Source organism: Kosakonia sp. MUSA4 (assembly GCF_013085925.1).
Classification (GTDB): domain Bacteria; phylum Pseudomonadota; class Gammaproteobacteria; order Enterobacterales; family Enterobacteriaceae; genus Kosakonia; species Kosakonia sacchari_B.
In genome coordinates this window covers 2649986-2673555 of record NZ_CP025697.1, presented here as the reverse complement: position 1 = coordinate 2673555, position 23570 = coordinate 2649986, and the positions used below count along the sequence as shown (strand labels likewise).

20 protein-coding genes and 1 tRNA gene are annotated in these 23570 nt (G+C 54.3%); 11 read left to right on the top strand and 10 right to left on the bottom strand.

Features of this window, described 5'->3' with window-relative positions; all coding sequences use genetic code 11:
- Positions 1–219: 219 nt before the first annotated feature.
- The 3 genes from cspA (at position 220) to C0557_RS12655 (ending at position 1643) form a co-directional block, all read left to right on the top strand.
- On the top strand, positions 220–432 hold the full coding sequence (cspA, locus tag C0557_RS12665) for an RNA chaperone/antiterminator CspA (protein ID WP_043953526.1): 213 nt from the start codon (positions 220–222) through the stop codon (positions 430–432).
- A 14-nt stretch (positions 433–446) separates the two neighbouring features.
- Positions 447–524, top strand: a tRNA-Asp gene (locus tag C0557_RS12660).
- Between the two features lie 852 nt (positions 525–1376).
- Positions 1377–1643 carry a DUF333 domain-containing protein gene (locus C0557_RS12655; protein WP_007371984.1) on the top strand — a complete coding sequence of 89 codons (267 nt, stop codon included), beginning with the start codon at positions 1377–1379 and terminating at the stop codon, positions 1641–1643.
- Here the strand turns inward: C0557_RS12655 and hslJ are convergent.
- From hslJ to C0557_RS12640, 3 genes are all read right to left on the bottom strand, one after another.
- The gene (gene hslJ / locus C0557_RS12650) at positions 1637–2065 is read right to left on the bottom strand and encodes a heat shock protein HslJ (RefSeq protein ID WP_208658702.1); all 429 of its coding nucleotides are present in this window, start codon (positions 2063–2065) and stop codon (positions 1637–1639) included. The two genes, C0557_RS12655 and hslJ, sit on opposite strands and share 7 nt — an antisense overlap.
- 113 nt (positions 2066–2178) lie before the next feature.
- Positions 2179–3168, bottom strand: coding sequence for a 2-hydroxyacid dehydrogenase (locus C0557_RS12645; RefSeq protein WP_208658701.1), 990 nt, complete (start codon positions 3166–3168; stop codon positions 2179–2181).
- A gap of 134 nt (positions 3169–3302) precedes the next feature.
- Positions 3303–3488 carry a hypothetical protein gene (locus C0557_RS12640; RefSeq protein WP_064566136.1) on the bottom strand — a complete coding sequence of 62 codons (186 nt, stop codon included), beginning with the start codon at positions 3486–3488 and terminating at the stop codon, positions 3303–3305.
- A gap of 171 nt (positions 3489–3659) precedes the next feature.
- Between C0557_RS12640 and C0557_RS12635 the strand changes: the two genes are divergently transcribed.
- The 3 genes from C0557_RS12635 to C0557_RS12625 are packed head-to-tail and all read left to right on the top strand — an operon-like array spanning position 3660 to position 6836.
- A complete protein-coding gene (locus tag C0557_RS12635) occupies positions 3660–6299 on the top strand; it encodes a YdbH family protein (protein WP_208658700.1) in 2640 nt (879 codons plus the stop codon).
- Positions 6296–6487: a YnbE family lipoprotein gene (locus C0557_RS12630; protein ID WP_007371989.1), complete on the top strand. Its 192-nt coding sequence runs from the start codon at positions 6296–6298 to the stop codon at positions 6485–6487. Before C0557_RS12635 ends, C0557_RS12630 begins: the two co-directional genes overlap by 4 nt.
- 10 nt (positions 6488–6497) lie before the next feature.
- Positions 6498–6836: a YdbL family protein gene (locus C0557_RS12625; RefSeq protein ID WP_074776575.1), complete on the top strand. Its 339-nt coding sequence runs from the start codon at positions 6498–6500 to the stop codon at positions 6834–6836.
- Here C0557_RS12625 and C0557_RS12620 read toward each other — a convergent pair.
- Positions 6796–7710 carry a LysR family transcriptional regulator gene (locus tag C0557_RS12620; RefSeq protein WP_208658699.1) on the bottom strand — a complete coding sequence of 305 codons (915 nt, stop codon included), beginning with the start codon at positions 7708–7710 and terminating at the stop codon, positions 6796–6798. The genes C0557_RS12625 and C0557_RS12620 overlap by 41 nt on opposite strands.
- A 236-nt stretch (positions 7711–7946) precedes the next feature.
- Here C0557_RS12620 and C0557_RS12615 point away from each other — a divergent pair, with 236 nt between their 5' ends.
- Positions 7947–8378, top strand: coding sequence for a MarR family winged helix-turn-helix transcriptional regulator (locus tag C0557_RS12615; protein WP_074776573.1), 432 nt, complete (start codon positions 7947–7949; stop codon positions 8376–8378).
- 44 nt (positions 8379–8422) lie between these two features.
- On the opposite strand, the gene azoR is transcribed toward C0557_RS12615, so the two are convergent.
- A complete protein-coding gene (gene azoR / locus C0557_RS12610; protein ID WP_007371993.1) occupies positions 8423–9028 on the bottom strand; it encodes an FMN-dependent NADH-azoreductase in 606 nt (201 codons plus the stop codon).
- Between the two features lie 199 nt (positions 9029–9227).
- Between azoR and hrpA the strand changes: the two genes are divergently transcribed.
- A complete protein-coding gene (hrpA, locus tag C0557_RS12605) occupies positions 9228–13130 on the top strand; it encodes an ATP-dependent RNA helicase HrpA (protein ID WP_208658698.1) in 3903 nt (1300 codons plus the stop codon).
- A 93-nt stretch (positions 13131–13223) separates the two neighbouring features.
- Here hrpA and C0557_RS12600 read toward each other — a convergent pair whose 3' ends face one another.
- Genes C0557_RS12600 through C0557_RS12585 form a run of 4 tightly spaced genes read right to left on the bottom strand, consistent with a single transcriptional unit; the run spans position 13224 to position 18038 of the window.
- Positions 13224–13886 (bottom strand): O-methyltransferase, encoded by a 663-nt coding sequence (locus C0557_RS12600; RefSeq protein ID WP_208658697.1) that lies wholly within the window; start codon positions 13884–13886, stop codon positions 13224–13226.
- A 24-nt stretch (positions 13887–13910) separates the two neighbouring features.
- The gene (locus tag C0557_RS12595) at positions 13911–15287 is read right to left on the bottom strand and encodes an efflux transporter outer membrane subunit (protein ID WP_208658696.1); all 1377 of its coding nucleotides are present in this window, start codon (positions 15285–15287) and stop codon (positions 13911–13913) included.
- Positions 15284–16366 (bottom strand): HlyD family secretion protein, encoded by a 1083-nt coding sequence (locus tag C0557_RS12590; RefSeq protein ID WP_208658695.1) that lies wholly within the window; start codon positions 16364–16366, stop codon positions 15284–15286. The genes C0557_RS12595 and C0557_RS12590 overlap by 4 nt, the downstream gene beginning before the upstream one ends.
- Positions 16367–16385: 19 nt before the next feature.
- Positions 16386–18038 carry an MFS transporter gene (locus C0557_RS12585; RefSeq protein ID WP_208658694.1) on the bottom strand — a complete coding sequence of 551 codons (1653 nt, stop codon included), beginning with the start codon at positions 18036–18038 and terminating at the stop codon, positions 16386–16388.
- Positions 18039–18838: 800 nt separating this feature from the next.
- Here C0557_RS12585 and C0557_RS12580 point away from each other — a divergent pair.
- The 3 genes from C0557_RS12580 (at position 18839) to aldA (ending at position 22563) form a co-directional block, all read left to right on the top strand.
- Positions 18839–19852 (top strand): hypothetical protein, encoded by a 1014-nt coding sequence (locus tag C0557_RS12580; protein WP_208658693.1) that lies wholly within the window; start codon positions 18839–18841, stop codon positions 19850–19852.
- Between the two features lie 271 nt (positions 19853–20123).
- Entirely contained in the window at positions 20124–20924 is an 801-nt protein-coding gene (locus C0557_RS12575; RefSeq protein ID WP_208658692.1) for a YdcF family protein, read from the top strand.
- A 199-nt stretch (positions 20925–21123) separates the two neighbouring features.
- Positions 21124–22563: an aldehyde dehydrogenase gene (aldA, locus tag C0557_RS12570; RefSeq protein WP_208658691.1), complete on the top strand. Its 1440-nt coding sequence runs from the start codon at positions 21124–21126 to the stop codon at positions 22561–22563.
- 34 nt (positions 22564–22597) lie between these two features.
- Here aldA and C0557_RS12565 read toward each other — a convergent pair whose 3' ends face one another.
- Positions 22598–23524, bottom strand: a complete 927-nt coding sequence (locus C0557_RS12565) for an alpha/beta hydrolase (RefSeq protein ID WP_208658690.1) — start codon at positions 23522–23524, stop codon at positions 22598–22600.
- Positions 23525–23570: the final 46 nt, after the last annotated feature.

The window sequence follows — 23570 nt, the reverse complement described above, 5'->3', positions numbered from 1 at the left end:
TATTAATCTAAAATAAAGCTTGCTATAAATTGAGATATGTGTGACTAATAAGTGGTAGGTTTGTTCCACAGATGTAATAAAGCGGTTTAGTAAAGCAGTCCTCATCACAAGTGTTATCTATAGATAATTCTTCTTTTTGAGCCTCCTTATCGTTAATAATTTAATTCTGTGCGAAAACCCTTTTCGCCGAAAGGCTCTATGTATATTGAGGAAATATTTATGTCTAACAAAATGACTGGTTTAGTAAAATGGTTTAATGAGTCCAAAGGGTTTGGTTTCATCACGCCTGACAATGGCAGCAAAGACGTATTCGTGCATTTTTCTGCTATTCAGAGCGGCGGTTTTAAAACGCTGAATGAAGGTCAGAAAGTAGAATTCACGATTGAAGATGGGCAAAAAGGCCCGTCAGCAGGGAATGTTTTCGCAATTTAAATAGCACTCCCAGTCCGCCATTAGCTCAGCATGGCTAGAGCATTGCTTTATCAGTAAGTAGGGTCGGGGTTCGAGTCCTCGATGGCGGCCCAATTTTAAATAAGATAGCCCTGTCACTTTGGCGGGGCTATTTTTTTTCAGCGTTTGGCTATCTCTTAAATAAGAGCAAAATAAAAAACCGCGCAATTAAATTCTGTCGGCCAGACGTGTAAACAATAATTTCTTTTCACAGTACACAGTCATGAACGTTAATAATATTAAGCATCCTGTAGTGTGTGGATTTATTATTACGTTTCAATCCACGTAATTGTTCATAGCTTCCTGGATACGTTTAAATATTACATACAGCATTTTACTTTCATTGCTCCACTATGTTTCTGAATGCCAACAACATACGGATTATGAATGATGAGTAAGACGCTGAGAACTGCATGGTTTCTACTGTTTCTGTCATTTTGTTCAGTTGCAGGCTATGCAGGTTCTTCTCCTGCCTTGCTTCACGGGCAAAAAAGTAGCTACGTTCGACACTCTTCAGGAGAGGGGGATATTGCCGAGAACCCTGATGAGCACGTCCGGGAATCGACTGAGCAATTCTTCCGCAGGATCCACAGTTGAATTCTTCCTGTTTATAAAAACACGCTATCAGCAACCTGCCACTGGGCAGGTTTTTTTATTTCAGGCTGCGAGGTCCTTTGCATGAATTCTTACAACCGGATCCGCTACCATCTCCATCAAGGAGCCAGCCTGGAAGGCTTCGAAAAGGGCTTGCCGTGAGGACAGAAAATGTCAGGTGAGGTAGGGGGCAACCCATTTATTGCCTGCATCAGGCGATAAAAACGCAAAAAAATGTTTCTGCGGCGCATAAAGATGACTTTCAGCTCTCGACGTATTGCATTGTGCTGCCTATGATGCTTGGGTTTCGCTTTAATAAAGGGAGAGAAGAGATGCGTTCTGCGTTTTGGGTGGGGTGCGCCGTTTTATTGCTTTCGGCATGCAGTAGTGAACCTGTGCAACAGGCTACGGCTGCTCACGTTGTGCCAGGTATAAAGGCCGCGATGTCAAACAGCGGTCAGGCAAATTGCGCAATGATTGGCGGATCGTTATCTGTCGCGCGTCAGCTTGACGGTTCGATGGTGGGAATGTGTGCATTGCCGAATGGCAAACGCTGTAGCGAACAGTCGCTTGCCACCGGAAGCTGCGGTAATTACTGAGCGTTATTCGCGCGGGTATAAATCAACGTCTGCGATGCGGTTGCCAGCGTTAACTGGTCGCCGGTCAAATCGATCTGCGCGCCATTATTCAGCATGGCCTGGATAGTATGATCCAGCTCGTTACGCTGCGGATCTACGCACATCATCATGGTCATGCCCATGTGCTTGACGGTTAATGCGCCGTCAGAGAGTTTGCCCTGGCCCATAAAGCCGTTGCACATTTTGCCAGAGACGCGCAGATCCTTGTCGAAACGGATTTCCGGCGCCGGGCCCTGGTCAGATGCCGTCACTGCTTTGCCGTTAAAAGTAGTCAGTACAAAGCGCTGGTTAGCCAGTTGTTCCGGCTTAAGGGTATCAGTACGGGAACTGACACAGGCGGAAAGAGCAACGCTCAACGCAATTAAGGGGATAATTTTTTTCATCTCTTCCTCTAAGAATTTTCCATTAAGGGCGGGGATTTTAACAGGGTTAACCTGGGTGTCACTGGGCGTTAATCTTAAAACGGCTCCCTTGGCCGGGGAACCGCACAAACCGCTTAGAACAGCGCGTTCGGGCAACTTTCACCGTCACGCAACTGGCGCAGGTTTTCCAGCGTGGTCTCAGAAATGCTGGTCAACGCCTCGGCGGTCAGAAACGCCTGGTGTCCGGTGAACAGCACGTTATGGCACGCCGACAGGCGACGGAAGACATCGTCCTGGATCACATCGTTGGATTTGTCTTCAAAGAACAGATCGCGTTCGTTTTCATACACGTCCATGCCGAGCGCGCCAATTTTCTGCGTCTTCAGCGCATCAATCGCCGCCTGCGAATCGATCAGACCGCCACGGCTGGTGTTGATGATCATCACGCCGTCTTTCATGCGTTCAAACGCGGTGCGGTTCAGTAAATGGAAGTTTTCCGGCGTCAGCGGACAGTGCAGGGAGATAACGTCGGCCTGGGAAAACAGCGTATCAAGATCCACATACTCCACGCCCAGTTCCAGCGCGGCCGCGCTCGGGTAGGGATCAAACGCCAGCAGGCGCATACCGAACCCCTTCAGGATACGCAGCGCCGCAACGCCGATTTTGCCGGTGCCAATCACGCCAGCCGTTTTGCCATACATCGTAAAGCCAGTCAGACCTTCGAGCGAGAAGTTGGCGTCACGGGTACGCTGATAAGCACGATGAATACGACGGTTGAGCGTCATCATCATGCCAATCGCATGTTCCGCCACCGCTTCCGGTGAGTAGGCAGGCACACGCACCACCTGCAGCCCAAGCTCTTTGGCCGCATCAAGATCGACGTTGTTGAACCCGGCACAGCGCAGCGCGATAAATTTCACGCCCAGCTTTTTCAACTCTTCCAGTACCGGGCGGCTACCGTCATCATTGACGAAAATACAGACCCCTTCACAGCCGTTGGCGGTTTTGGCGGTCTTTTCCGTTAACAAAAAGTCGAAAAATTCAAGTTCGTAGCCATAGTGCTCGTTAACCTGCTGCAAATACTTTTTATCGTATTGCTTTGTGCTATATATCGCGAGTTTCATAAGGCTTTCTCCAACGGTTTCCTGCCTACATTATCACTTTTTAAAATTATTATGTAAACCTTCAAATTTTATTGATAATCATAGACCTGATGAATGTGTCTGCTTCAGTATAACTGCCTGCAGTGCCGACAGGATTAGCGCAGTTGCTTGAGAGTGCTGTTAGCGCTCCAGTTAATGATAAAAGCCAGCAGCACGCTGATAATCCATGGGATTTTCGAGTCGTGAAACACATTTGCACTGAGATAATCACCAAACGTGAAGCAGGTGAAAATGGTGGCGCCCGCGAACCAACCGCGGATCAGAGAACCTTTAGTGAACATTCCTTAAACCTATAGCGTAATAATTTCGCAGCAATATCGTCCTCTGTTACTGAAAATGCAACAGCCAGACTATGATTAAAGCGGCTCACGCTTTTAACAGGGCGGTTAAACATGTCACAATATCCGGCATAACTGGCTTAATCACACGATAAATCAGGATATTAACTACCCATGAAGGGTAAATACAAAGCCGCCATCGCACTGGTTTTATTATTTATACTGTTGCCGCTAACGTTACTGATGACGCTGGCGCAATGGGTGCCGACGCTTGCCGGGATCTGGCTGCCTGCCGGTACGCGCATCGCACTGGAAGAGCGCCCGCGCTTTACCCGCCATTCACTGAAAATTCCCGATCTGCGTTACTGGGTTGACGATTGTCAACTGGCGTGGCTGCAGAATGCTGAACTTACCCGTCCCAGCCGCTGGCAGTTACACGCGGGCGCGTTGACGATCAATAGCGCCTGTCTCAATAAGTTACCCGCAAACGACACGCCATCAACCGCGCCGCGAACGCTGAGCGAATGGCAAGCGATGCTGCCTTACACCTGGCTTACGGTGGAGCGATTAACCGTCTCGCCGTGGCAATCATGGGGCGGCAAACTGTCGCTGGCGTTGACACCTGAAATTCAGCAACTGAGTTACAACGGTGAGCGCGTGCAGCTTGACGCACGTCTGCACGGGCAGGCGCTGAACGTTAACCGACTCGCGCTGCATCTGTTTGATAACCAGCCGCCATTCACGCTCGGCGGTGAATTTACGCTGCCCGCCGTCCCGGATGGATGGCCCGTCAATGGCCATATGCAAAGTACGCTCACGCTGCCACAGCAACCCGGTCTGGTGGATGTTGATATGGAGTGGCGCGAAAACGAAGGGCAGACGATTGTTATGTCACGCGACAGCAGCGATCCGCTGCTCGACTTACCCTGGCAGGTGACCGGCGAACAGCTCGCCATCAGCGATGGCCGCTGGAACTGGCCGTATGCCGGTTTTCCGCTGAGCGGGCGCGTAGGGTTGAAGATCGACAACTGGCAGCAGGGGCTGGATAAGGCGCAGATAAGTGGTCGGCTGAACGTACTGACGCAGGGTGAAGCCGGTAAAGGCAACGCCGTGCTGACCATTGGTCCGGGGCGGCTAAGCATGACCGACAGCGCCATGCCGCTGCAGCTGACCGGAGAAGCGAAGCAGGGCGATCTGGTGTTTTACGCCGTATTACCGGCGCAACTGAGCGGCAGTTTTGCTGAACCGCAACTGGCCTTTACGCCCGGCGCGCTGCTGCGTTCGCGCGGGCGGGTGATCGATTCACTGAATATTGATGAGGTGCGTTGGCCGCTGGCGGGCGTAAAACTGACCCGGCAGGGCATCGACGGCCGTTTGCAGGCGATTCTCCGCGCGCACGAGAATGTGATGGGCGATTTTAGCCTGCATCTCGACGGCCAGGCGCAGGGTTTTTTGCCCGATAATGGCGAGTGGCGCTGGCGTTACTGGGGGGATGGCCATTTTACGCCGATGAACGCGCGCTGGGACGTTGCCGGTCACGGTGAGTGGCAGGACAACACCATCACGCTGACCAATCTTTCCACCGGTTTTGATCAACTTCAGTACGGCACCATGCAAATCAGCGCGCCCCGACTGGTGCTGGATGCCCCGGTGAAATGGGTGCGGGATGAGGAGAAGCCACAGTTCAGCGGCGCACTGACGCTGGATGCCGGGCAAACGACCTTTAGCGGCGGCGGCCATTTGCCCGCCTCGCAACTCAAATTCAGCGTCGATGGTGCCAATCCCACCGATTTTCAATTTAAAGGCGCCCTGAGTGCCAATGCTATCGGCCCTGTGCAGGTGAATGGCCGTTGGGACGGCGAAAGATTGCGCGGGCAGGCCTGGTGGCCGCGCCAGTCGCTCAGCGTTTTCCAGCCGTTGATCCCACCCGACTGGAAGATGAAGCTGCTCAATGGCTCGCTCTACGCTCAGGTGGCGTTTTCTGCGGCGGCCGGGCAAGGTTTTGAAGCCGGCGGGCACGGCGTGCTGAAAAGCGGCAGCGTCTGGACGCCGGATAATGAAATCAGCGGTGTTGATTTTGTATTGCCTTTCCGCTACCGCAATGCCGCCTGGCAACTGGGTCCCCGCAGGCCGGTATCGCTGCGCATTGGCGAAATTGTTAACCAGGTGACAGCCAAAAATATCACCGCTGATTTGCAGGGCGCCTGGCCGTGGAGCGAAGAAAACCCGCTCATTCTGAGCGATGTCAGCGTTGATATGCTCGGCGGTAAAGTGACCATGCAGCAGTTGCGCATGCCACAGCACGATCCGGCGCTGGTGCGCATCAACCATATTTCATCCAGCGAACTGGTCAGTGCGGTGAATCCGAAGCAGTTTGCGCTTTCCGGGCCATTTGACGGCGCGCTGCCGCTATGGCTGGATAATCCGCAATGGATAATTAAGGACGGCTGGCTGCACAACCCCGGCCCGATGACGCTGCGTATCGACAAAGATACTGCCGATGCGGTGGTGAACGACAATATGGCGGCGGGTGCGGCTATCAACTGGTTGCGCTATATGGAAATTTCCCGTTCCTGGACAAAGATAGATCTGGATAATCTTGGCGTGTTAAAAATGCAGGCTGCTATTCGTGGCACCAGTTATGTTGAAGGCAAGAGCAGCACCGTGAATTTGAACTATACCCATGAGGAAAACGTCTTTACCTTATGGCGCAGTTTACGTTTTGGCGACAATTTGCAGTCATGGCTTGAGCAACATGCCGCGCTTCCCCAGGCGCGCTGTGCGAAGGGCGAAAAGTGTGAGGAAAAACAATGAAAACCCCGATAGCCGTGCCGGTGCTGGCAATCACCACCTTGCTGGCTGGTTGTACGCCGCGCATCGAGGTGGCGGCACCGAAAGAGCCGATCACCATCAATATGAATGTGAAGATCGAGCATGAAATCCACATCAAAGTGGATAAAGATGTCGAAACCCTGCTGAAATCGCGCAGCGATCTGTTCTGAGGCCATCATGATGAAAAAACGACTGCTGATGGCATTGCTGGCGCTGAGCCTCGCCAGTACAACCGCGCAGGCATTGACGCTGGATGAAGCCCGTTCACAAGGGCGGGTGGGGGAAACCTTAACCGGTTACATCGCGCCGGTAAGCCACGATAAAGAGACGCTGGCGCTGGTGGATCGCATTAACAAAGCGCGTGCCGAAAGCTACCAGCAACTGGCCGATAGCAACAACATTCCCGTTGACGATGTGGCGAAGATGGCGGGTCAGAAACTGGTGGATCGCGCCCGGCCCGGTGAATATGTGCAGGGCATTAACGGTAAATGGCTGAAGAAATCGTCAGCGGCGCATTGATTTCATCACTGAGGTGCTGGCGCAACCACGCCAGCGCCTGTTCCGCCCGCTGCGTTATCGGCCACTCAGCGCGGTGAATCAGCCACAGCGTATCGACAACGTTGACCGGATGGTTGTCAACCTGCAACAGCGCCTGGCGCGGAAAGGCCAGCCGTGCATAGCGCGGTAACACAGTAAAGCCCAGCCTGCGCGAAACGGGTTCCGGTATCAGACCAATATGGTTAATAAAACCGCTCACCCGGATGCTTTGCATTCCCGGATTGCCGGGGAAACGGCGGCTGAGCAGCCGCGTCGCCATCGCATGTCCATCCGGATGGCTGATAAACCCCAACTTTTGCAGATCCTGCCAACTATTGGCGGTACAGCCAGCGGGAAGCACCAGTTCAAGCGGTTCTTCGGTGAATTTATGCGCTGTCAAACGTGTGTCATCCGGTTGCTGCGTAACCAGCCCTAACTCGTAGCGGCAGGCCAGCACTTCAGCAATCACCGAGTGATTGGGCGACACGCGCAGGCAGATGGTCAGCTCGGGCTGCTGCTGCTGCAAATTGAGCAGCAGCGGGTAGATGCGCAACCCGATGCTGCTCGGGCATATCACGCTGATTTCGCCGCCTGCTTTGTCCTTATCTTCCAGACGATTTTGCAAACGCTTATCCGCCTGTTCCAGCTCCTGGCAATAGTCGCGTAATGCGTTGCCTTGCGGCGTCAGCTCCAGCGTCCGCTTCCCGCGCAAAATCAGCGGGCCGGTTTGTTGTTCCAGCTGGCGAATATGCTGGCTGACCGCCGCCTGGGTAATGCTAAGCTTATCCGCTGCGCGGGTAAACGATCCGGCCTCAATCAGGGCGCTAAATGAACGTAAAAGTTGTGGGTTAAACATAATGAATATTTATAGAGTTTATAAGGGAATGCCTATTTTCATTATAGTTAGCCCAGTATAGGCTTGTCCATCTGCTTAGCGTACAGCCCTGATTAACGTGGTGAATCCCCCTATGCGGCGGGGCGCTTTTGATCGTGAAGAACATTGCTGCGCAGGCTACGGGATCAAACGTAGCCTACCGGGAGGCACCCGGCACCACTCCTCAGTTCTGCTTTTTTCAGGTTTCAGGATCCCTTATGGACAATGCCGGGCTTTTATCGCGTGTACACCTGTTGTACCTGGCGTCGCATAATTTGCGTCTGCTGATTGATCAAAAAATTAAAGACAACCACATCGGTTTTAATGGCTGGATGCTTCTCGTCTGTATTCGTAACGAACCGCAGATTGTGACACAACGGGAAATCGCGCTGCGCATGGGGCTAAAGGAGCCCAGCGTCGGTGAGCTGATCAAACAGCTTATGAAACAGAAACTGCTGGTGCGGGCGGTCAATACCAGCGATCGGCGCAAATATGCCATCAAAATCACCGATAAAGGCGTGGCGATGTATAACGAGATCCAGCAGGCGCTACAGCCGCTGTTTCACACTATTTTTCCCGGGCAAATGGAACAGTTTGATGGGTTACTGCAAACGATCCTGACAGCAACAAAGCGCTATACGGCAGAGTAGAGCGGGGAGAAACCCTCCCACTGGACGGTGAGAGGGGGAATATCTTATGCAGCGACCAGGCTGTCGATTGCCGCTTTGGCGTCGGTCTGCGCTTTGGTAGCCACTTCCGGGCCGTAAGCAATGCCTTCAGCGAACACGAAGTTCACATCGGTAATGCCGATAAAGCCGAGGAACAATTTCAGGTACGGCGCAACCAGGTCAGACGGGGTGTCTTTATGAATGCCGCCACGGCTGGAGAGGATCACCGCGCGTTTGCCTTTCACCAGGCCTTCCGGACCTGCTTCGGTGTAACGGAAGGTCACGCCAGCGCGAGCGACCAGGTCGAAGTAGTTTTTCAACTGTGTCGGGATGTTGAAGTTGTACATCGGGGCATTAATCACGATCACATCATGAGCCTGCAATTCAGCAATCAGCTCATCGGAGAGTTTCAGCGCCTCCTGCTGGCGCGGCGTCAGCGGAGCATCGCTCGGACGCAGTGCGCCAACCAGCTCGCCATCCAGCACCGGAATCGGGTTTGCAGCCAGATCGCGAACGGTGATTTGATCGCCGGCGTGTTTCGCGCTCCACTGTTCAACGAAATAATCAGCCAACTGACCAGACTGTGAGTACCCTGCCAAAATACTGGATTTAAGAACTAACACTTTACTCATGGGTGGTTCCTTTTTTGTATTGATATGGGGTCGCCCCGTAATTCGTGACACTGTATGCACAAAATTCTGCGATGAATAGCGCAATATATCGAATCCTATGTTCGAATTTCTTGAACAAGGCAAGCCGTGCCACGCTGTGATATTCTACGTCCATTAAGAACTTACGCAGTTTCCCGGCAGTGCTCTGCCCAATAACGTTATGACAGAACAACATACCTTATCGATTTCCGATCTATTACCGCGTCTCGACACTCTGATGTTGCGCGACAGACAACGCTTCGCTCGCCGTCTGCACGGCAGTAAGAAAGTTAAAAATCCTGAATCTCAGCAGGCACTGCTGCGGCAACTGGCGCAGGAGATTGCCGACGCGGCGGGAAAAGTGGCGCTGCGCGAAGCGGCGCGTCCGCAGATTGATTACCCGGATAACCTGCCGGTCAGCCAGAAAAAACAGGCCATTCTTGAAGCAGTGCGCGATAACCAGGTGGTGATCGTCGCCGGTGAGACCGGTTCCGGTAAAACGACCCAGTTACCGAAAATTTGCATGGAGCTGGGGCGCGGCGTGAAAGGCCTGATTGGCCACACGCAGCCGCGCCGTCTGGCGGCGCGCACCGTGGCGAACCGTATTGCCGAAGAGTTGAAAACTGAACCGGGCGGCTGCATCGGTTACAAAGTCCGTTTTAGCGATCATGTCAGCGATAACACGATGGTCAAACTGATGACCGACGGTATCCTGCTGGCGGAAATCCAGCAGGATCGTCTGCTGATGCAGTACGACACCATCATCATCGATGAAGCGCACGAACGCAGCCTGAACATCGATTTCCTGCTCGGTTACCTGCGCGAGCTGCTGCCGAAGCGCCCGGACCTGAAAATCATCATCACTTCTGCGACGATCGATCCGGAGCGTTTTTCGCGCCATTTCAATAATGCGCCAATCATTGAAGTTTCCGGCCGTACTTATCCGGTGGAAGTGCGTTATCGTCCGATTGTTGAAGAAGCGGATGACACGGAACGCGATCAGCTACAGGCGATTTTTGATGCGGTTGATGAGCTCGGCCGTGAAAGCGCGGGCGATATTCTGATCTTTATGAGCGGCGAGCGTGAAATCCGTGATACTGCCGATGCGCTGAGCAAGCGCGATCTGCGCCATACCGAGATCCTGCCGCTGTATGCGCGTTTGTCGAACAGCGAGCAGAACCGCGTTTTCCAGCTGCACAGCGGGCGCCGCATCGTGCTGGCGACCAACGTGGCGGAAACCTCGCTGACCGTGCCGGGCATCAAATACGTGATCGATCCAGGCACGGCGCGTATCAGCCGCTACAGTTATCGCACCAAAGTGCAGCGTTTGCCGATCGAGCCGGTTTCGCAGGCTTCCGCTAACCAGCGTAAAGGCCGCTGCGGACGCGTTTCGGAAGGGATCTGTATTCGTCTCTATTCGGAAGATGATTTCCTGTCGCGCCCGGAATTTACCGATCCGGAGATTCTGCGTACCAACCTGGCGTCGGTCATTCTGCAAATGACCGCGCTGGGGCTGGGCGATATCGCCGCATTCCCGTTTGTCGAAGCGCCGGATAAACGCAATATTCAGGATGGCGTGCGCCTGCTGGAAGAGCTGGGGGCCATTACGACCGATGAGCAGCAAACCGCCTATAAACTGACGCCGTTGGGCCGCCAGCTTTCACAACTGCCGGTGGATCCGCGTCTGGCGCGTATGGTGCTGGAAGCGCAGAAACATGGCTGCGTGCGTGAAGCAATGATCATCACCTCGGCGCTGTCGATTCAGGATCCGCGCGAACGGCCGCTGGATAAAAAGCAAGCGTCGGATGAAAAACATCAGCGCTTCCACGACAAAGAGTCTGATTTCCTTGCCTTTGTGAACCTGTGGAACTACCTCGGCGAGCAGCAAAAAGCGCTGTCGTCGAATCAGTTCCGTCGCCAGTGCCGGGTGGATTACCTCAACTATCTGCGCGTGCGCGAATGGCAGGATATCTACACCCAACTGCGCCAGGTGGTGAAAGAGTTAGGCATTCCGGTGAACAGCGAACCGGCGGAGTACCGCGAAATTCACATCGCGCTGCTGACCGGGCTGTTGTCGCATATCGGCATGAAAGATGCGGAAAAGCAGGAATATACCGGCGCGCGCAATGCCCGGTTCGCCATCTTCCCCGGCTCGGGTTTATTTAAAAAGCCGCCAAAATGGACAATGGTCGCCGAGCTGGTGGAAACCAGCCGTCTGTGGGGACGCATTGCTGCCCGCATCGATCCGGAGTGGGTGGAGCCGGTTGCGCAGCATCTGATCAAACGTTCATACAGTGAGCCGCACTGGGAGCGGGCGCAGGGCGCGGTGATGGCGACGGAAAAAGTCACCGTTTACGGGCTGCCGATTGTCGCCGCGCGCAAGGTGAACTACAGCCAGATCGATCCGGCGCTGTGCCGCGAGTTGTTTATTCGTCATGCGCTGGTGGAAGGTGACTGGCAAACCCGCCACGCCTTTTTCCGCGAGAACCTGAAACTGCGTGCTGAAGTGGAAGCGCTGGAACATAAATCCCGCCGCCGCGACATTCTGGTGGATGACGAGACGCTGTTTGAGTTTTACGACCAGCGCATCAGCCACGAGGTGATTTCGGCCCGTCACTTTGATAGCTGGTGGAAAAAGGCCAGCCGCGAAACGCCGGATTTGCTCAACTTTGAAAAGAGCATGCTGATTAAAGAGGGCGCGGAGAACGTCAGCAAACTCGACTATCCGAACTTCTGGCATCAGGGCAACCTCAAGCTGCGGCTGAGCTATCAGTTTGAGCCTGGCGCGGATGCTGACGGCGTGACGGTACATATCCCGCTGCCGTTGCTGAACCAGGTGGACGAGAGCGGTTTCGAATGGCAGATCCCCGGCCTGCGCCGCGAGCTGGTAATTGCGCTGATCAAATCACTGCCAAAACCGACGCGCCGCAATTTTGTTCCGGCGCCGAATTATGCCGAAGCCTTTCTTGGTCGCGTTACGCCGTTGGAGCTGCCGCTGCTGGATGCGCTGGAGCGCGAATTACGCCGTATGACTGGCGTCACCATTGACCGCGATGACTGGCACTGGGATCAGGTGCCCGATCACCTGAAAATCAGCTTCCGCGTGGTGGATGACAAAAACAAGAAGCTGCTGGAAGGGCGGTCGCTGGCGGAACTGAAAGAGAGCCTGAAAGGTAAAGTGCAGGAAACACTGTCTGCGGTGGCCGATGACGGCATCGAGCAGAGCGGGCTGCATATCTGGAGTTTCGGTACGCTGGCGGAAAGCTACGAGCAGAAGCGCGGCAACTATAAGGTGAAAGCCTGGCCGGCGTTAGTGGATGAACGTGACAGTGTCGCGATCAAGCTGTTCGATAATCCGCAGGAGCAACAACAGGCTATGTGGCGCGGTATCCGCCGTCTGCTGCTGCTGAATATCCCGTCGCCCATCAAATATCTGCATGAAAAATTGCCGAACAAGGCCAAGCTGGGCCTCTACTTTAACCCGTACGGCAAAGTGCTGGATCTGATTGATGACTGTATCTCCTGCGGCGTTGATAAGCTGATCGATGAAGCGGGCGGCCCGGTATGGACAGAAGAGGGTTTTGCCGCGCTGCATGAAAAAGTGCGAGCCGAACTGAACGAAACGGTGGTTGAGATCGCCAAACAGGTCGAGCAGATCCTCACCGCAGTGTTCAATATCAACAAGCGTCTGAAAGGCCGTGTCGATATGACCATGGCGCTGGGGCTGTCGGATATCAAAGCGCAGATGGGCGGGCTGGTTTACCGCGGTTTTGTCACCGGCAACGGTTTCCGCCGTCTGGGTGATACGCTGCGCTATTTACAGGCGATCGAGAGACGGCTGGAGAAACTGGCTGTCGATCCGCATCGTGACCGCGCGCAGATGCTGAAAGTAGAGCAGACACAGCAGGCGTGGCAGCAGTGGCTGAATAAGCTGCCGCCCGCGCGCCGCGATGATGATGATGTGAAAGAGATCCGCTGGATGATAGAAGAGCTGCGCGTCAGCTATTTCGCCCAGCAGCTCGGAACACCTTATCCCATCTCCGATAAGCGCATTTTGCAGGCGATGGAACAAATCAGCGCCTGAGCGCGTTCGGAAATAGCCTGATGGCGCTGCGCTTATCAGGCCTGTGGTTTGCTTTTGTAGGCCGGATAAGGCGTTAACCGCCATCCGGCATTTCTAGATGGCGTTTACCCACGCCAGCGTAAAGCCGTCCCAACCCTTCACGCCGACGGTCTGCATGGCCGTCACTGTCAGGCGCGGATCATTGCCCAACAGATCAATAAATTTCCGCACGCCCTGTACGCTGGCGTCGGTGGTGGTCGGATTGGTCACTTCCCCGTTGCGCACCACGTTATCGCCAATAATCAACGTACCGGGACGAGAATAGTGCAGCGCCCATTTCAGGTAGCTGGGGTTATTGGGTTTATCGGCATCAATAAAGATCAGATCGAACGGCTGGCGCTCGCCGAGATTCTCCAGCGTCTGCAATGCCGGGCCTTCAGCGACAGTCACCAGGTTCGCCACGCCGGCAAAATGCAGATTTTCGCGGGCAATCGCCGCATGCAGCGGCTCAGCTTCCAGGGTTAACAGTTCACCGTTTACCGGCAGTTCGCGCGCCATCCATAGCGTGCTGTAGCCACCAAGCGTACCGATTTCCAGAATTCGCCTTGCCCGTACCATGCGGACTAACAGCGCCAGTAATTGCCCCTGCATCGGCGAGACATCAATCGCCGGAAGCCCGGCGCGCTGGTTATTCGCCAGCACCTGCTCTAATACCTCATCTTGCGGGATCAGTTTTTGCGCTAAGTATTCATCAACTGCGGACCACTTCTGCTGCATAACATCACTCCTGATTATCAAAATTCACTCAATTCCGGACCAGCCACCTCCCAGTGCCCGGTAGAGATCTATCTGTGCCAGCAGCAGGTTGTTTTTCACCTGCACCGCACTCAGTTGCGCAGAGTACAAGGTGCGCTGGGCATCCAGCACATCCAGATAGGCGGAATACCCATTGTTGTAACGGTTTTGCGCAATGCGTAGCGTCTCCTGCGCGACCTGCTGCTGCCCCTCAAGTTCGGCCAGTTGCTCGCCAAGGCGGGTGATGGCATCCAGACTGTCATTGACCTCTTTAAACGCGTTACGCACGGTTTTCTCGTAGCTGTACAGCGCCTGATTCCGCTGCGACATGGAGACATCCACTTGTGCGTTCAGCGCCTGGCGGTTAAGCAACGGGGCGAGAATACTGCCGCCAAGGCTCCACAAACGTAATGGGTTATCGAGCAGGCCCGGCAGGGTTCTGTCCTGCATACTGCCGGTCGCCGTCAGATTGAGCGACGGCAGCAGTTGCGCCTGCTTTGAGGCCAGCGAAGCATCGGCGGCGACGAGCTGGCGCTGTGCCTGCACAATATCCGGACGCCGGTTTAACAGCGAAGAGGGTAATTGTGACGGCAGTTTCAGCGGCGTCAGTTGCGTAAAAGTGTTGCGGCTGACCGCGCCAGGGTTACTGCCGAGCAACAGACTCAGGGCATTTTCCTGCTGGTTTATCTGGTGCTGTAACACCGGCACCTGCGCACGGGTGGCGCGCAGTTCGGAATCCGCCTGCATCAACTCCAGTTGAGAAGTATAGCCAGTCTCGTACTGGCGACGGGCAAGATTCCACGCTTCTTGCCGGGCTTTGCGTGTTTCTTGCGTGACGCGTAACTGTTCATCAAGCGACAACAGGGTGAGATAACCGGAAGCCACATTGGTGGCGACGGTCAAATCAGCGGCCGCCGCGGCCGCTTTTTGTGCCTCCAGCGAGGCATCCGCCGCGCGCGCGGCGCTGCGGTTCGCGCCCCAGATATCGACATCATAGCTGGCCGTCAGGCTGCCTTTATAAACTGTGCTGTGAATCGGCAAACCGGTCGCGGCCGATTGCGAACGTGCGCGCGTGCCGGAAAGCCCGGCATCAAGTTCCGGGAACAGTGCGCTGTTAGCGGCATAAACCTGTGCCTGGTACTCGTTGACCCGTTCGCGGGCAATCAGCACGTCGCTGTTATAGCGCAGCGCCTGATCAACATAGCGGTTAAGCTGGCTGTCATGAAAACTGCGCCACCAGACGCTATCCGTTTTACCAATCGGGCCGCTGGCGCTGCGCCAGGCAGCCGGGATTTGCAGCGTCGGTTGGGCCTGTTGCACATCCGCAGACTGGCAACCCGCCAGCGTAAAGGCGAGAGCAAGAAAGAGCGGGTGACGCCTCATTTTTGCGGCTCCCCGGTATCAATGTACACCTGTACCGACATCCCCGGACGCAGGCGGGCAATGTCATCTTCGTTCCCCTCAACCTGAATGCGCACCGGAATACGCTGGGCGATTTTAACGAAATTACCGGTAGCGTTATCCGGGCTGATGGCGCTGAACTCCACGCCCGTTGCCGGAGAGAGGCTCTCGACACGGCCGTGATAGCTGCGGCCATTGAGCGCATCCACCGTAAAACGTACCGGCTGGCCGACGACGACATCCGCCAGTTGCGTCTCTTTGAGATTAGCGATCACCCAGCGCTGCGACGGAACCAGCGAGGTGAGGTGCGTACCGGCAGTGACATACGCGCCAAGCCGCACGCTGATCTGCCCCAGTTGCCCGTCGCGCGGGGCGACAATGCGAGTGTTTTGCAGGTCGATTTGCGCCAGTTCCAGCGCCGCCCCGGCGTTTTCCACATCCGCTTGCAGCGACGCGCGGTTGACGATCGTGGTTTGCAGATCCTGGCGCGACATCTCCAGCGTCGCTTCAGCCTGGGCAATACTGGCCGTGTTTTGCGCCGCTGTTGCCAGGGCCGCGTCGCGCTCGCGAATCGAGAGCGAGCCGTCTGCGGTCAGGGCTTTAACGCGTTTTAAATCTGCCTGCGATTTCAGATCCTGCGCTTTGGCGCTGGCCAGCGCCGCTTTGTTACGTTCAATCACCGCTTCTGCGCTTTTACGTTGCTGAAGATTATTGGCCAGCGCGGCTTTTTTCATCGCCAGCGTCGCTTTTGCCTGATCCACCCGCTGGCGATAAATACGATCGTCGATCTGCATAATCAGATCGCCTTTCTTCACCCAGACAAAATCCTGTACCGGCACCTCGGTGATATACCCATTGACCTGCGGGCTGATAAAGGTGGTTTGCCCGCGCACATAGGCGTTGTCGGTAAATTCCGTATGGCGGGTGAACGGCGGCAATTGCCACGCGTAGAGGATCACCAGCACACCGACAAGGCCAATGGCGGCGGCGGTGAAGAGGGAAACGATGCGAACATTATTGCGGGTGCTGGCGCGCTCTTTGGCGGCATCCTGCTGGCTCATAAACACTCCAGTAACATTATTATTTGGTCCCAGTCGCCCGCTTTAAGGCGAGGCGTGCGGTAATATTCAGGCGCAACAAACGCCATAAAATCCAGATCAGCGTGGCGGCGGCGATACTGGCCGTCAGCAGATAGGTATCGTTGTAGGCCAGAATGTTGGCTTCCAGCGTGGAGACCGTTTGCAGTTGCGTCACGGCCTGGGTGCTCAGCAGCGAACTGTCGCCGAGCATGCTCTGGTACATCTGGCTGTAAAACTGCAACCGGTCGTTCACCAGCGGATTCAGGGTGGTGAGCTGGTCAGCCAGCAGGCTGGAGTGGTATTTCTCACGCCATGTCTGGAACGTACCGAGGATTGCCGAACCCAGCAGGCCGCCAATATTCTGGCTCATGCCGAACAGCACCGAAAAGCTGACCAGGTTCCGCGGCTCTGCTATCACGCCGCCAATGCCTGTGAGCATTGCTGGCGCAATAAAAAAGGCGCTGGCAAAACCGAGTAAAAACTGGCTGATGATGAGCTGATTAGGCCGCGTAAGACTGGTGGAGTGGCTGTCCATCAGCGAGGCGATAATCATTAACACCAGCGAGGTGACAATCGGCCACGCCAGCCGCTGAGGCTTAATGGTCAGGCAACTGGCGACAATGCCGCAGACAATCCCCGCCAGGATCGACCATGCCAGTTTTGTCATCTGCTCATTTTGCAATCCCACATATTGCAGCCAGCCGAAAACGCCGGTGTTCTGCTCTGCCAGCACGATGCGGATCAACAGCATAATCAGCCCCAAACGTACAATACTGCCGCTGGAGAGCCAGCGGATATTGAGCAGCGGGTTACTGCGGTTATGCTCAAACGCAATGGCGGCAACGATCAGCACCACCGCAGCCGCCAGCGCCCAGCCGATCCACGGCGCCTCGAACCACCAGTCAAGGCGGCCCAGCGATAACACCGCGCACAGCAGCGCCATGCCCGGCGCCAGCAGAAAGAAGGTGATGAAATCCTTCTTTTCGAACACTTTTTTACGATCCCCCGGCGGCAATTTCAGGGCGATCACGCAGCCCAGGGAGATGAGCGCCAGCCCCAGTTCAAACAGGTAAAGGCCGCGCCACTCATTGAGTTGCAGCAGTTCGCTGGAGAAGAGGCGGGCCATCGGAATCGCCAGTGAAGACCCCGTAATACCAATGGTTAACGCTTTCAGACGATGCTTCGCTGGCCACGCCTGAATCTGGTAATAAATGCCGAGCGAACTGAGCGCGGCGGCAACCATGCCGTGCGCGGCGCGCACGAACATTGCCGAACTGAGATCGTTAATAAACAGGTGAAAAAAGGTCACCAGCACATACAGCACCAGAAACCCTTCCGTAAAGGCACGCAGCCCGTACTGCTGGCGGAACTTTACCAGCAACAGGTTGATAGAGGCGTTGGTCATTACGTACACCGCAGGCAGCCAGGCGATTTCCGTTGACCAGGCTGCGAACGTGCCCTGAAGGTTTTGCAGGTTGGCCGTCACCATGGCATTGCCGAGCGCGCCGGTCAGACAGACCAGCAGGCCAACAATACCGTAGGCAATACGGCGCGGCGTACTGTGGTAAGGCGTTGAGGGAGAGCCCAGCAGCATGGGCTTTTCGTGAGCGGCCCATTCGCGCGGCGTGTACGGATCGCTTTTCGGCAAACGCATGACTTCTTAACCTCGCGAAGCAGGTTTCCCTGCGTTTTGTCGTATGTGGGAGAGCGTAGCTGAAGGCAGCGAAGTTTAAAGTTATCCCTGAAAAGCATTTCATTCACTGAATGATTAGGGGGCTAATGATATTACTGGTGCAAATAAAGATGATGCAAGTGTATAAGAAAAATATAGATTACCTTCGCACGGCGATCTGCGTAAGTGACAAAAATAAACGACTGAAGGTGACGCTGTCACAAATGACGGTAACCTGCCTTGCCGTATGGAACAGCGCGTGTGCAACCGGGCATCGGTAGCAGGGACCAGACCTCTCTCGATGGACAGGAACTGAATGAGCATAATTTCCCTGCTGGATCGTAACGCGACGAATCGTTCCATTGATTGCATTATTTTCCGTCAGAAGAGGGGGCAAGCAAATTGAAATAGGCGTGATTTGTCAGGCATGTATTATTAAAAGTTAGCGTGGTGAAATACCGAGCGGGTCTCTTGTGTGGATTATAAATATTATATTGAGGCATTTTATACCATATTAGAATAATCTGATGATGTGTGTGCCATTAAGTTAATCAGGTTTTTATCGCTGCAGAGATATCTGAAATATATTGGTGAGAATAATATTAATTAATGAGGTAATGGAATACAATTTACGTAAACCAGAATACAGTATTTCGCACCTGAATTCGAAGCCCATGAAGTTTCCAGGTTGTACACTAGAATTACTCGAGGTTAATAGCAGGTCTTCCTGTGCTGTTGCCTCAAGGATCGCCTTTCTTTCATTTTATAAGGAGTCTGGATATATGCCGCTTTTTAATGCCACTAAAGGTTCTTCACGTTTTGACCTGGCGAAGCCATCGACTTCGTTACAAAGAAAAATACGCAGCAATGAATTTCAACGCATTAAATACGCCCACAGTAAATATGAGGCTCGCATTGATTTTATGCTACCGGATGCGGAATCAATGCCAGATCTTTGCGGTTCGGGAACCGAGAGCGTCCATGCGTTAAAATCATACCTGGCATCAAGTAATAATATACTTTTTAATCAAACGAAAGTTCCGGATTCGGCTTTTTTAGTTATCTTAAAGGAGTTGGAGAAAGACATATTTCCTTTGGTTGTTAATGTTGTCAATAACAAAAATGGAAGTGCTCTGCGTTACGACGTTAAGGGCGCGGATATTTTTAATAAAATTAGATGTTGCACAACCGGAAGAAAACAATTCATTTTTTATGATGCCGACCATGCTATTTACATCGACATCTTTAAAGATGAATTTAATAATATATCAGCGATTACTATTGATTCACTGGATGATGGAATGGGTTGGGGCAGCGATTTTGTGGAGGATTTGTTTAAAGAATTTAAAAATAGTGGGCGATTATCCGCGTTGAACCTTCATACTGATGTGCAGAAAAGTGAACTGGGTTGCAAATTTTTCAGTCTGCATTTTGCAAGAAGAGCCATAAAAGATCCTGTTTTAATTGCTCAACACATATTTAATATTGAGAATGCAAAGTATCTTAACAAAGACACGTGTTGCTCTTTGGATAATAAACAAACGGAGCAGATATTAAATGTGAATTATTATAAACATGCTCAATCTTCGACAAGATTGAAGTTAATGCTTCCTGAGAAGAGGAATGAATTGCTAAGTGATGGTAAAACGCTTCTTCAACATCACGCAGATTTTAAAGTAAAGAAAATTTCGCCAGTAAAACAGATAAACTATAGCAATTCCATTGATTGCTTCCGAAGAAAACAGATTGAAGCCGCGGTGCGTTATTACCAGGAAAGCGTCAAACAAGCCATTTGATTATTGACGAATGGGTTGCCGTCATAATGCTGCGTTCGCTGGTCGTAGTGGGGCATTTCCCTTAAAAAGGAGGTATGAGAGAATCCCCCCTTCACCGGCTCAACCCTGCTGAAAAAACTCACTGAACAGCAAGGCAGCGGCCGTCGCGCGGAGCAAATAATTAAACGCTGTAATGGCGCTACTGCGTGCAACCGGTGATGATTCGGAGTGATCTCCTGTTCAGGGCAAACAGAGGCGTTAGTCTCTGACGGGTGTAGCAAAGGAGGTTTTGATGCAGATAACAACATTTCCCGCCTTGCCGGAAACCACGCTGGCAGCGGCGAATACGCTGGGTGAATGGCTGGCGCAAAATGATTTTGCCGGTAAACCCACGCCGGTGCGTGCAGATGTGGTGATCCTCGCGGGTAATGCGGTAATGCCGACCATCGATGCGGCGTGCGCGCTGGCCGCGGCGCAGAACACGCCGCTGCTGGTTACGGGGGGCGTGGGGCACTCCACAACGTTTCTGTATGCCGCCATTGCGCGCCATCCCCGCTATAACGTGCTGCGAACGACCGGACGCAGTGAGGCGGCGATCATCGCGGATATCGGGCGTCGCTTCTGGAACCTTGATGATTCGCAGCTGTTGATTGAAGATAAATCAAGAAACTGCGGCGAAAATGCGCGTTTCAGCGTTGATTTGCTGCTTTCGCAGGGGATAAAACCGAAAACGGCAATGGTGGTGCAGGACCCGACCATGCAGCGCCGCACCGTTGCCACTTTTGCCCGCGTCAGCCAGCAATGTACCGACGCGCCGCACTGGTTAAGCTGGCCGGGTTTTACGCCCCGCTTGTGCAATACGGCGGCAGGCCTGGCCTTCCAGCCGCAGCAGGAGGGGCTGTGGTCCGTGGATCGCTATCTGTCACTGATGATGGGCGAAGTTCCCCGCCTGCGTGATGATGCCTCGGGCTACGGGCCGAAAGGGCGTGATTTCCTGGTTCACGTTGATTTTCCTCCCGCAGTGGAAGCGGCCTGGCAGGTGCTGATTGCCGATGAGACCCTTGCCGCCGCGCTCGCCAGCCGTTCACTGTGAAAAATGCCCGTTTGTGCTAAAGCTGCGGCAAACGGGCATTATTCCCCCCTCGCTTGTAATTTATTTGTTGCGATTTTGCGGCGTTTTTTATGAGTTCTCTCACAAAAGCCAATGCAGCGCCTGAGCAATGTCCCGCACGGGGATAGATTTTTAACAATAAGTTCACTTGTTAAAAACAATGTTACTACAGGAGCAGGTCATGACGGCACCCGTGCAACACCCGATGTTTATCGATGGTCAATTCATCAGCTGGCAGGGCGACAACTGGCTCGATGTCGTCAATCCGGCGACGGAAGAGGTTCTGGCGCGCATTCCTGATGGCACAGCGGAAGATGCGCGTAAAGCGATTGCGGCGGCGGAACGCGCCCAGCCCGCCTGGGAAGCATTGCCAGCAATAGAACGCGCAGGCTGGTTACGCAAAATCGCGGCGGGCATTCGCGAGAAAGCGAATGAAATCAGCGCATTAATTGTGGCCGAGGGCGGCAAAATTCAGCAGCTGGCTGAAGTGGAAGTCTCCTTTACTGCCGACTACATCGACTATATGGCCGAATGGGCGCGCCGTTATGAAGGGGAGATCCTGCAAAGCGACCGGCCGAATGAAAATATCTTTGTCTTTAAGCGCGCCCTTGGCGTGACCACCGGCATTTTGCCGTGGAATTTCCCGTTCTTCCTGATTGCCCGCAAAATGGCACCCGCGCTGATTACCGGCAACACCATTGTGATTAAACCCAGCGAATTCACGCCGAACAACGCCGTCGCGTTTGCCAAAATCGTACATGATGTCGGATTACCACAGGGGGTCTTTAACCTGGTATTAGGGCGCGGCGAAACCGTCGGCCAGGAGCTGGCCGCCAACCCGAAAGTGGCGATGGTCAGCATGACCGGCAGCGTTGGCGCAGGCGAGAAAATTATGGCGGCGGCGGCGAAAAATATCACCAAAGTGTGCCTCGAACTCGGCGGGAAAGCGCCAGCCATTGTGCTGGACGATGCGGATCTTGAGCTGGCGGTGAAAGCGATCGTTGATTCCCGCGTTATCAACACCGGTCAGGTGTGCAACTGCGCCGAGCGGGTGTATGTGCAGAAGGGCATTTACGACCGTTTCGTTAACCGTCTTGGGGAAGCAATGAAAGCGGTGCAGTTCGGCGATCCGGCGCAGCGTAACGACATTGCCATGGGGCCGCTCATCAACGCCGCCGCACTGGAACGTGTGGAGCAGAAAGTGTCACGCGCGGTGGCGGAAGGCGCGCGCGTGGTGCTGGGCGGCAAAGCGCCTGAGGGGAAAGGCTATTTCTATCCGCCGACGCTGCTGCTGGATGTCCGCCAGGAGATGGCGATCATGCACGAAGAGACCTTTGGCCCGGTGCTGCCGGTGGTGGCATTCGACACGCTCGATGACGCGCTGGCGATGGCCAATGACAGCGATTACGGTCTGACCTCTTCCGTCTATACCAAAGATCTGAATGCGGCGATGAAGGCCGTGCGCGGGCTGAAATTCGGCGAAACGTATATTAACCGTGAGAACTTTGAAGCGATGCAGGGTTTCCATGCCGGGTGGCGCAAGTCCGGGATCGGCGGGGCGGATGGGCGTCACGGCCTGAACGAATATCTGCAAACGCAGATGGTTTATCTGCAATCCTGATGATGTGTGGCCCCCGCCAGGCGCGGGGGCGCTTTTACACTTTCGTCGCTATCCATGCCATCATCAGCTCCGGCCAGACGGCGGCTGGCAGCCCCAGCGCATCACGAATACCAAAACCGTGTTTTCCCTGCTCAAACAGATGCATCTCTACCGGTACGCCAAGACGGCGCAGCGCGGTAAACATCACCAGGCTGTTCTCGACTTTCACCGCCGGATCGTCCACCGCATGCAGCAGGAAAACCGGCGGTGTTTCGCTGTTTACATTCTGTTCGGGGGAATAATGACGTATCTGTTCGTCAGTCGGTGATTCGCTAAGCAGTTGCTGGCGGGATATCGGGTGATCGATTTCGGCTTGCATGGTGATAACCGGATAAACCAGCGCCATAAACGCCGGACGCGCGCTCTGGCGGTCGATGTCGTCAGACGGTGGATAAACCACTTCGTCATAGCGCGTGCCGAGGCTGGCGGCGACATGACCGCCCGCGGAAAAGCCCATCACGCCGAGCTTTGCGGGATCCAGCCGCCACTCCCCGGCGCGGGCGCGGATCGTGCGCATGGCGCGCTGTATATCCGCCAGCGGCGCATCCGCGCCTTCTGCATGCTGATCTGCCGGAAGCCGGTAGGTCATCACAAACAGGGTGTACCCTTTGGCATTGAAACAGGGAGCCAGCGCGCTGCCTTCTTTATCCAGTACCACCCGTCGGTAAGAACCGCCTGGGGTGATAAGTATTCCGACGCCGTTGGGGTTTTGCGGGGCGTAAACGGTGATTTCCGGGGCGCGAACGCCGGTGACTGAGCGGTCAAACGGTGTCGGGCCGGTGTGAAACGTTTCGAGTTGAAAACGCACCGGGCTGGCGGCGGCGCCTGGCGCTTCTCCCTGCGGCCAGACGGGAAATGTACTGGCGTGCTGCACTGCGACCTTCATCAACGTCAATAAATCTTCCGGGCTGATATTTCTCATGTCTCGCCTCGCCTGATGGCGCTTGTGCTTATCCGGCCTGCAATCA

Bases quoted from the DNA above. Each gene is read 5' to 3' on its own strand.
- hslJ (WP_208658702.1), bottom strand. From the start codon at position 2,065: ATGAAAAAAATTATCCCCTTAATTGCGTTGAGCGTTGCTCTTTCCGCC.
- C0557_RS12600 (WP_208658697.1), bottom strand. From the start codon at position 13,886: ATGCAGCAGAAGTGGTCCGCAGTTGATGAATACTTAGCGCAAAAACTG.
- C0557_RS12615 (WP_074776573.1), top strand. From the start codon at position 7,947: ATGGACAATGCCGGGCTTTTATCGCGTGTACACCTGTTGTACCTGGCG.
- cspA (WP_043953526.1), top strand. From the start codon at position 220: ATGTCTAACAAAATGACTGGTTTAGTAAAATGGTTTAATGAGTCCAAA.
- C0557_RS12580 (WP_208658693.1), top strand. From the start codon at position 18,839: ATGCCGCTTTTTAATGCCACTAAAGGTTCTTCACGTTTTGACCTGGCG.
- C0557_RS12630 (WP_007371989.1), top strand. From the start codon at position 6,296: ATGAAAACCCCGATAGCCGTGCCGGTGCTGGCAATCACCACCTTGCTG.
- C0557_RS12640 (WP_064566136.1), bottom strand. From the start codon at position 3,488: ATGTTCACTAAAGGTTCTCTGATCCGCGGTTGGTTCGCGGGCGCCACC.
- C0557_RS12620 (WP_208658699.1), bottom strand. From the start codon at position 7,710: ATGTTTAACCCACAACTTTTACGTTCATTTAGCGCCCTGATTGAGGCC.
- C0557_RS12585 (WP_208658694.1), bottom strand. From the start codon at position 18,038: ATGCGTTTGCCGAAAAGCGATCCGTACACGCCGCGCGAATGGGCCGCT.
- C0557_RS12645 (WP_208658701.1), bottom strand. From the start codon at position 3,168: ATGAAACTCGCGATATATAGCACAAAGCAATACGATAAAAAGTATTTG.
- C0557_RS12590 (WP_208658695.1), bottom strand. From the start codon at position 16,366: ATGAGCCAGCAGGATGCCGCCAAAGAGCGCGCCAGCACCCGCAATAAT.
- C0557_RS12595 (WP_208658696.1), bottom strand. From the start codon at position 15,287: ATGAGGCGTCACCCGCTCTTTCTTGCTCTCGCCTTTACGCTGGCGGGT.
- C0557_RS12565 (WP_208658690.1), bottom strand. From the start codon at position 23,524: ATGAGAAATATCAGCCCGGAAGATTTATTGACGTTGATGAAGGTCGCA.
- azoR (WP_007371993.1), bottom strand. From the start codon at position 9,028: ATGAGTAAAGTGTTAGTTCTTAAATCCAGTATTTTGGCAGGGTACTCA.
- aldA (WP_208658691.1), top strand. From the start codon at position 21,124: ATGACGGCACCCGTGCAACACCCGATGTTTATCGATGGTCAATTCATC.
- C0557_RS12635 (WP_208658700.1), top strand. From the start codon at position 3,660: ATGAAGGGTAAATACAAAGCCGCCATCGCACTGGTTTTATTATTTATA.
- hrpA (WP_208658698.1), top strand. From the start codon at position 9,228: ATGACAGAACAACATACCTTATCGATTTCCGATCTATTACCGCGTCTC.
- C0557_RS12575 (WP_208658692.1), top strand. From the start codon at position 20,124: ATGCAGATAACAACATTTCCCGCCTTGCCGGAAACCACGCTGGCAGCG.
- C0557_RS12655 (WP_007371984.1), top strand. From the start codon at position 1,377: ATGCGTTCTGCGTTTTGGGTGGGGTGCGCCGTTTTATTGCTTTCGGCA.
- C0557_RS12625 (WP_074776575.1), top strand. From the start codon at position 6,498: ATGAAAAAACGACTGCTGATGGCATTGCTGGCGCTGAGCCTCGCCAGT.